This window comes from Lewinella sp., from assembly GCF_050633125.1.
Taxonomy (GTDB): domain Bacteria; phylum Bacteroidota; class Bacteroidia; order Chitinophagales; family Saprospiraceae; genus Lewinella.
Map to the genome: position 1 here is coordinate 1 of NZ_JBOEFX010000033.1, position 7,849 is coordinate 7,849.

The 7,849-nt window shown below is 43.9% G+C and carries 3 protein-coding genes; all 3 read left to right on the forward strand.

From position 1 onward, the window contains the following. On the forward strand, positions 1–690 hold a 690-nt coding region (locus ACRBG0_RS09020), incomplete at its 5' end, for a dockerin type I domain-containing protein (protein ID WP_431486573.1). An 89-nt stretch (positions 691–779) separates the two neighbouring features. Further along, positions 780–4,106, forward strand: coding sequence for a VCBS repeat-containing protein (locus ACRBG0_RS09025; RefSeq protein ID WP_431486574.1), 3,327 nt, complete (start codon positions 780–782; stop codon positions 4,104–4,106). A gap of 226 nt (positions 4,107–4,332) precedes the next feature. Further along, positions 4,333–7,849, forward strand: a 3,517-nt coding sequence (locus ACRBG0_RS09030; protein WP_431486575.1) for a proprotein convertase P-domain-containing protein, incomplete at its 3' end; no start/stop codon positions are given.

A 7,849-nucleotide genomic window follows, 5' to 3' on the forward strand; every position in this document is an offset into this window, starting at 1 on the left:
GATTTCGTACCCAGCCCATTAGATACAGGTTTGGTATTGACGCTTGATGATGAAGAAACCACTGTTCTTTACATTTACGCTATTGATAGCGAAGGGAATTATGGTTTCTGTGAAACCTATATTCTGGTACAACCAGGTTTTGCTTGTCTGGCATTCGGTGCCATTGGAGGGATGATAGCGACAGAAGAACTAGAGCCTGTAGGGAATGTACAGTTGAGTCTGAGCGGTCCTATGCCCCTGATGACAATGAGCGAACCCGATGGTTCTTACCTTTTCGATAACCTGGAAGAAGATTTTGATTATACCGTTACGGCTTACCGTAATGATGACCCACTCAATGGTGTAACAACCTTTGATATCGTGCTGATTAGCAAACATATATTGGCCCTTGATCCACTTGATTCTCCTTACAAGCGTATTGCTGCGGATGTAAATCGTTCGGGGTCAATTACCACCCTGGATATTATCCAGTTAAGAAAGCTGATACTGAACATTTATACGGAGTTTCCAAGCAACACCAGCTGGCGCTTTATCGATCAGGATTATGTCTTCCCCCTACCTGATAATCCTTGGGTAGAGTCTTTCCCGGAATTAATCAACTTGAATGATTTAATTGGAGAAGAGTTGAGTGTTGGATTTACAGGAGTGAAAATCGGCGATGTAAACGGTTCCGCAGACGGGAGTCTCTAAGAGGCTTTGCAATACTAAGTTGATCGTTTCGCGGTCTTGTTGATATTTTCTAATTTTGCAGCGCATTATTTACCAGGAATATATCAATCATGAAACGACCATTGAAATCATTGTTTTTTATCGGGCTGCTGGCGTTACTTACAGTAAGCTGTGGCGATGCAGGGAAAAACGCCTCTGTCGTGCAGAAGGACGGATCTGTCGAAGGTCTTTTTGAGCTTAAGTCAGTAGCTGAGTGTGGCATTGATTTTGCCAATACTATCACAGAGGACGAAGTCTATAATCACATCCTAATTGACGTAATCGTCAATGGGGGAGGAGTCGCCGTTGTGGATATTAACAATGACGACCTACTTGACATTTTCTTTGCCGGTAATATGGTTGAGGATAAGCTCTATCTTAATAAAGGCGATCTGAAATTTGAGGACATCTCTGCCAGTGCTGGCGTAGTCGATGATAGTTGGTCCTCCGCCGTTGCGATTGCGGATGTTAACAATGACGGTTTTCAAGATATTTATGTTGGGAAATTTGTTCGCCAGGAGCCGGGGAAGCTGAAGAACAAGCTTTACATTAATAATGGTGATCTCACCTTTACCGAAAGTGCTGCGCAATATGGCCTCGACCATGATGGGCATTGTACGGCCGCTAACTTTTTTGACTACGACATGGATGGTGACCTAGACCTCTATCTGGGGATTGAACCTTTTGTGCTGCGGCATACCAAGTATAACCCCGATTACGAGTACACGCCCTCAGATTATACAGACCGCCTGTTCCGTAACAATGGCAACGGTAGTTTTACGGATGTAACAAAAGCTGCGGGGATGGAAAACTTTAACTTCACCCTGGCTGCTACGGTGAGTGACGTAAACCATGATGGCTATCCCGACATGTATGTCGCTTCCGATTATGAGGAACCTGACTATTATTATGTCAATAACCGTAACGGTACGTTCACTAACCAGATTCATACTGGTATGCGCCACATCAGTAATTTCAGCATGGGTGTTGATATTGCGGACATGAATAATGATGGTTGGCCGGATATTGTGGTGGCGGATATGGCTCCGGAAGATAATTATCGTTCTAAAGCCAATATGAGTGGCATGAATCCCACGAAATTTTGGGGTTTAGCCCAAAGTGGCTACCATTATCAATACATGTTCAATACGCTTCAATTGAACAATGGAAACGGGACCTACAGTGAAATTGGTAACCTTGCTAATATCGCTCAGACCGACTGGAGCTGGGCCACGCTACTAGGAGATTACGATTTAGATGGCGATAAAGACCTGTATATCACCAATGGCCAATTGAGGGATATTCGAAACAAGGATTACATCAAAATGGCCAATCATGCTATTGATTCTCTTTCCAAGTTGCTCAAGCCAGGAGAATTGATTAATGCTTTGCCATTAGTAGATTATGCACCACAGGAAAAGTTGATGAACTATATGTTTGTCAATAACAATGATTTAGGTTTTACGAACGAAACAGAACTATTGGGCTTACCCGAAAGGACTTTTAGCCAGGGAGCTGTCTATGCAGATCTTGACAATGATGGTGACTTAGACTTGCTGGTTAATAATATGAATGATCGGGCATTTCTTTACGAAAATCACGCGACTGAAAAACTTAACCACCACTATCTAAGCCTTAAACTCAAAGGAGAGTTGGCGACCAATCCATTGGCCTATGGTGCGAAAGCCTGGGTATTTACCGGAGAGAAATTACAAATGCAAGAGGTTGCTCCTGTACGTGGCTATATGTCTAGTAATGATCCCGTCCTTTCTTTTGGTTTAGGCAAAAATGAAAAAATAGACCGCTTGGTTATCCAATGGCCTGGAGGAAAAGTAACGGAGTTGCTAGATGTAGCAGTTGATCAGCGCCTGACCTTGTCACAGGCAGATGGAGAAGTTAAGGCCGCCAATATCTACCATATTAACCCGCCGATATTTCAAGATGTTACAGCGGCGTCTCAATTGGCCTATGCTCATCGCGAAAATGATTTTGACGATTATGACAAGGAAGTTTTGATCCCTCACCGTATGTCACATTTGGGGCCAGCTGCTGCCAAAGCTGATGTAAACGGTGATGGTCTGGAAGATATGTACCTGGGTGGAGCTGCTGGACAGACTGGCACTCTATTTCTACAGCAAGCTAATGAAACCTTGATTGCCGCTCCGTCTCAACCCTGGCAGCAGGATGCTGCGAGCGAAGATGTTAACGCTCATTTTTTCGATGCTGATGGTGATGGTGACCAGGATTTATACGTAATCAGTGGGGGGAATGATTTTGCTGAAGGTTCAGCAGCTTTGGCGGATCGCCTTTATATCAATCAGGGGAATGGTCAGTTTGCAAAGTCAAACAAGCTGCCTGTAATGAAGATCAGTGGCGGTGTAGCCGTTTCTGGAGATGTGGATAATGATGGGGATCTTGATCTGTTTATTGGCGGCCGGCAGGTTCCTGAAAAATACGGGTACCCGGCAGAAAGCTACCTGCTCCGCAATGATAATGGGCAGTTTGTAGATGCAACCAAAGAGGTTTTTCCAGACAATAGTAAACTGGGGATGGTGTCTGATGCTATCTGGTTGGATGTAGACGAAGATCAAGACTTAGACTTAATTGTAGTAGGAGAGTGGATGCCAATTACGATCTTCAAAAATGAAGGTGGGAAATTATCTGACCAAACTGTTACCAGCGAACTGGAAAACACACGTGGCTGGTGGAACCGTATTGTCGCTGCCGATCTAGACGGTGATGGGGATCAGGATTTGGTGGTCGGTAATGTAGGTAAGAATATTAAGTTCAAAGCCAGCAAAGACAAACCCTTCAAAGCTTACATCAATGACTTTGATGAGAATGGCACAAATGATGTATATCTCGCCTATTACGATCGGAATGGTAAAGAACTACCTGTGCGTGGCCGCCAATGTTCCTCTGAGCAAATGGACTTCGTATTGGAGGAATTCCCGACTTACCATGATTTTGCTCAAGCTTCAGTAGAGGATGTATTGGCTGGTAGAATGGACGGAGCAGTGTCCTTGGAGGCTTATGAGTTTTCCAGTGTTATCTTACGCAACAATGGGAACGGCGGTTTTTCTATTGAAAAACTACCCGCGATCGCCCAGTCATTCCCCGTTTTCGGTATTGTTGCTCGTGATTGGAATGCCGATGGTATAATGGACTTGGTATTAGCTGGTAATTACTATGAGCGAGAAGTAGAAACAACCCGTTCCGATGCCGGAATAGGATTAACCCTCATCGGTCAAGAAGATGGTAGTTTTAAAGCACTACCAGCTTACGAAACCGGGATGTATGCCTATTACGATGTTCGTAATCTCCTGCAATTGGAAAATAACAACAAACCATTACTGGTCATTGTGAATAACAATGAAGGAGCACAAGTGTATCGTTAGTCAAAAAAAAATACTAATTGAGTTAAAAAAAAGGTAATTTATCTTACCTTTAAGCTGATTTATAGTGAGTTAGACCCTTAAGATATCTTAATGTCTAAGGTTTTAATCTCCTTGTAAATCGACGACGACCTTTTTATTTTATTGATAATCAATACGTTACGCAAGTAGTAGTGGTTGGTTATTTGGATGTTGACGACATAACTTTTTTATAACAAATTGTAATCTTATGAGACAAGCGAACTTTACGCTTAAATCAGTATGGCAGTTTAGCCTCGGCTTAATGCTCATGCTAGCTGTCCCGATCTGGGGCACAGCCCAAACTTTTGTGGGTGCGGGTAATCCCCAAGCTATCAATGACAATAGCACTACAACTTCTGCAGCTACCGCAGTTGGTGCGGGTGTAATCGGTGTCGATGTACAAATCGATATGGTTGAATTGGATATCACCCATACCTTTGACGGTGATTTGGATATCACATTGATATCTCCTATGGGAACCACGTTAGACCTTTCCAGTGATAATGGCGTTGCTGGTGATAACTACACCCAGACCGTTTTCATGGACGGTGCTCCTAACATTACTACGGGTGCTGCTCCTTTCACAGGAACCTTCTCGCCAGAAGCTGGTACTTTTGCAGCTACCTTTGACGGTGAAGCTATCGCTGGTGATTGGGTACTTCAAGTTTTTGATGATGCCGGTGGCGATACTGGTACACTTAACGAGTACAGCATTACTTTTGGTGCTTTTGTAGCTCCTCCTCCTCCTCCAACCATTACAGATACATATTGTGGTGTTGGAAATCCACAGCTTATTCCAACGACGGGTACGGGTGGATCTCCTTGTGTAGGTGGCCCTACGACCTCTGCTGCAACAGCTACTGCAACAGGTACTATCGGAGTAGATGCTACGATTGTTTCAGTGGAAATTGACTTAACGCACACCTTTGATTCAGATTTGGATATCACCTTGATTTCTCCAAACGGAATTACGTTGGATCTTTCTTCTGATAACGGTGGTGCTGGTGATAACTACACCAATACTGTCTTTATGGATGGTGCTCCTGCTATTACTGGCGGTGCTGCTCCTTTCACAGGAACCTTCGCTCCACAAGGAGGTACTTTCGCAGCTACTTTTGACGGTGAACCAACCAATGGTGACTGGGTATTGAGTATCTGTGACGATACAGGTGGTGATACTGGTGAATTATTATCCTACTGTATCAACTTCGATATTGCTTCTCCAGAAGAACAGGCTTGTGGTGTTGGAAATCCACAGCCAATCCCAGCTGTGGGCACTGGTGGATTTCCTTGTGAAGGAGGTCCTACAACCTCTGCGGCTACCGTAGCGACTGTAGCTACTATTGGTACTACTGCTATACTGGCCTCAGTGGAAGTTGACTTAACTCATACTTTTGACAGTGATATTGAGATGACCTTGATTTCTCCAAACGGAATTACATTGGATCTTTCTTCTGATAACGGTGGTGCTGGTGATAACTACACCAATACTGTCTTTATGGATGGTGGTGCTGATGTTACTGCGGCGGCGGCTCCTTTTACAGGAACCTTCGAGCCAGAAGGTGGTACTTTCGCTGCTACCTTTGACGGAGAACAAACCAATGGTGACTGGGTCTTGAGTATCTGTGATGATGCAGGTGGTGATTCTGGTGAATTATTATCTTACTGTATTAACTTCGAGTTCATTGACTGTGAAGCTCCTGAGGCGCTGTGTCAAGACATCGAAATTGTTGCAGATAATAGCGACCCTATTGTTATTCTCCCTGAGGATGTTGATGGAGGTTCATCTGCTCCATGTGGTGGTCTAGTACTGTCATTAGATAATGATTCATTCATCTGTTTAGATGATGGTCCTAATACAGTTATTTTAACAGCTACTGATGCGAATGGTGTGACTGATGATTGTGAAGCTACTGTTACTATTATTAATACTTTCATAGCAACGGAAGTAGGTTGTATCGGTGACCTCAATGTTACTTTAGGTCCTGAATGTTCTGCTCGAATTACTCCAGCAATGGTGCTTACGGGTAACAACCTTGAATGTGCTTCTAATATTGAAATTACGGTAGATGGTACTGACTCTGACGTGATTTCTGGTTGTGGTGCACATACTTATGTTGCAGAAATTTTTGACGAGAATGGTAACCTGATCAACACCTGTTGGGGAGATATCTTGGCAGAAGACAAGACTGATCCTATCGTTGAATGTCCTGCTAATGCAAGCAGCGTAACATTGAGCTATGGTGCAAACCAGGTGCAAGGTACGCTTGAAGCAACAGATGATTTATTGAATTTCAATAACTACAGCTGTTTAAACCAAGGCTTCTTGGTAGATGGTGAGCACAACTACGACGTAGTTACTTTCACTACACCTGACTTTGAAGTACCTGTTGATGTATATACTTTCCTCGTAGATTCTGATTGGGGTGATGCTAGCTTGTTCCTATTCCAAGGTGGTTTCGATGCAGATGCTCCATGTGAAAACCTCATCGGATCATCTGATGATGCATTCGTACCTGGAGGTAACATTTTTGATCCAGCGCTGCGTTTGAGCTTGCCTTTACAGGCAAATACGAGCTATACTTTGGTATTAACCAACTGGTTGACTACTCAGTTTGGTGACTGGACAATTAATGTTTATTCTGACAACAATTCAGGTGTAACTGGTACTGGTTTTACCGCTGTTGATATCGAGGAAACTCGTGACTTGATTTGTGATGATATTGATGGTATCCGCTTCACTTTCCCACAAAGCTGGATTGCTGATGCAGATGGTACGCTTGACTTCAATGCAACACGTAATACCTTCTTCGGAGGTAGCACGCAAGCATTAAACGAATTCCTTGAGAAGTTAGAGATCACTGGCATCCCTGTTGTAGGTGATAACTGTGGTCAGGTTGTTGTAACCCTAAGCGATGTTGTTGTTGCAGCAGGAGACTGTGGTGACGAAGTACTCACACGTACCTTCACTGTTGCTGATCGTTACAATTCAACTTGTACAGGTGCTCCACGAGTAGTATCATGTGATCAAGTCCTTACTTTCCGTAAGCCAACGATTGGCGATTTGGTATTCCCTCCATTTGTAGCACCATTGGAGTGTGATGAAGACTTTGCTGTTGATGCCAACGGTAATCCTCACCCTTCAGCTTCTGGCTACCCATGGATTCGTACTGCCTTAGGCTTCCATGATCTTGCTCAGGCATACTGTAACCTTGGCGCATCTTACTCTGATGAGCCACGTATCGTAGTATGTGAAGGAACTTACAAGCTTCGTCGTGAGTGGAACATCATCGACTGGTGTAACCCAGGTGGTTCTGGTACCTTGAACCAGTTGATCAAAGTGTTTGATGCTACGGGTCCTGAAATTACTGGTGTCCCTACTGAAATCGATCTGTCTACTTCACCATTCGGTTGTTTGGGTAATTTCCCTATCCCTACACCTGTTGTAACTGATGGCAATGGTTGTTCTTCAGCTTTTGCTACTCGTTACACGTTACTTGCAAACGGCGAATCTTTCTTCGCTGGTGGTGAGATTGCTGATGGTGATGTATTACAGTTGCCAATTGGTGAGCACAGATTAATATTGTGTGCCGAAGATGATTGTGGTAACGAAACTTGTGAGTCGTACATTATCAATGTAGCTGACCGTATCGAGCCTACAGCATCTTGTAACGACGAATTGAACGTATCTATCGGCGGTGGCGATGTAGCCAACGGTGTTGAAG

What these genes read in the sequence shown, in the direction of transcription:
- ACRBG0_RS09025 (WP_431486574.1), top strand. Translation starts at nt 780, where the DNA reads ATGAAACGACCATTGAAATCATTGTTTTTTATCGGGCTGCTGGCGTTA.